We start from the raw sequence: 1255 nt of genomic DNA, 5'->3' as shown, positions 1-1255 counted from the left end.
ATGACCCACGCGGCGTCGAATCGGTTGACGACTGCCACTGTGTAACACGGTAGCTACCCGCGCTGTAGGCCAGTCGCACTAACTTTGTCGCGTGGTCGCACAACTGTGGCGCCAGTCGCACTTACTCTGGCACCCTACGTGTGTGGCGTAGGGCGCCACGATTATTGCGACGGCGCACATTGAAAATCGAGGGTTTCGGCGTAGCTGCGCCACATGTGCCAGGGCGGGTGCGACAGAGTTCGTGCGACCCGCCTACGCTCGCGCCAAAGTTGTAGCAAATCGTCGGACGCGATGGGCCGTAGCCGGACCCACTTCGGCCTTTGAATCCCACAACAACTCAACGACAGCTTGTGGTCCAATTCCCGACTGTTGTGACCGGCCCTTTGGCGTCACTGACTTGCATTGAACGGTGGCCGTGTCAACAGGGTCACGGCAACGCGCGGTTATATCCGGCTTTGCATTCTTGCCCCACCTGCTATGTTGAATTGGCGGTCTGGACYGCGGCTCCATGGGCTCGTCATGTGATGGMGAGTTATATGTGGCCCTTAGGGATCAGTGGAACGGAAAGCGTATTCGAGCCGCGTCGGCGTTTCAGCGCCGGGATCGCGCAGCGGGCGCAACTCGCCACGRGCAACGGCCTCATGAATGGAAAGGAGGAACCATGACAACCGATGAATCTGACATTCGYGACCTCCTCACCAAACGGGACGACGCGCTTGCACGCGGCGACGCCGCAGCCGTAGTAGCGACGACCGACCCGGATATCGTCAGCTTTGACCTCCAGCCGCCGCTGCGCCTGACCGGCGCGGCAGCCCGCGATCCGGCTGACCTCGACGCTTGGCTCGCTACCTGGGACGGACCGATCACCAGTCGCTTCACTGACCCCGTGATCCACATGAGCGGCGACTTGGCAGTGGCTCACGGGCTGACGAACCTGCGAGGCGACAAGAAAGATCAGGGCTCGGTGGACGCCTGGTTCCGCAGCAGTTTCGTGCTTGTTCGACGTGCATCCGGTTGGCGCATTGTGCATGAGCATCACTCGTTTCCGATGAAGATGGACGGCAGCAATCTCGTCGCCAGCGATCTCAATCCCTAGAGACTGAGTAAGTGTGATTCGCTGAGCAACCCGGCTAGCTTCGACGCGTCGTGGGACTTCAGTCCAACCGGCACGTGGGCCATGCCGGCGGACGCGACGCATCCGATCCTTCGCTGGCGATTGGGGCGGTATGCGCTGCGCAGAACACACGCCCCCAGA

Annotated in this window: 1 protein-coding gene; it reads left to right on the top strand. The window is 61.3% G+C overall.

Going from position 1 to position 1255, the window contains the following annotated elements; translation table 11 throughout:
* Window positions 1-661: 661 nt before the first annotated feature.
* Complete coding sequence (locus GCT13_RS47755) at window positions 662-1096, top strand: YybH family protein (RefSeq protein WP_193727987.1); 435 nt, start codon at window positions 662-664, stop codon at window positions 1094-1096.
* Window positions 1097-1255 lie beyond the last annotated feature (159 nt).

The sequence above is a fragment of the Paraburkholderia franconis genome (genome assembly GCF_009362735.1).
Classification (GTDB): domain Bacteria; phylum Pseudomonadota; class Gammaproteobacteria; order Burkholderiales; family Burkholderiaceae; genus Paraburkholderia; species Paraburkholderia franconis.
Note: the sequence above shows the minus strand (reverse complement) of the source record. Positions and strands in the feature narration are given on the sequence as shown.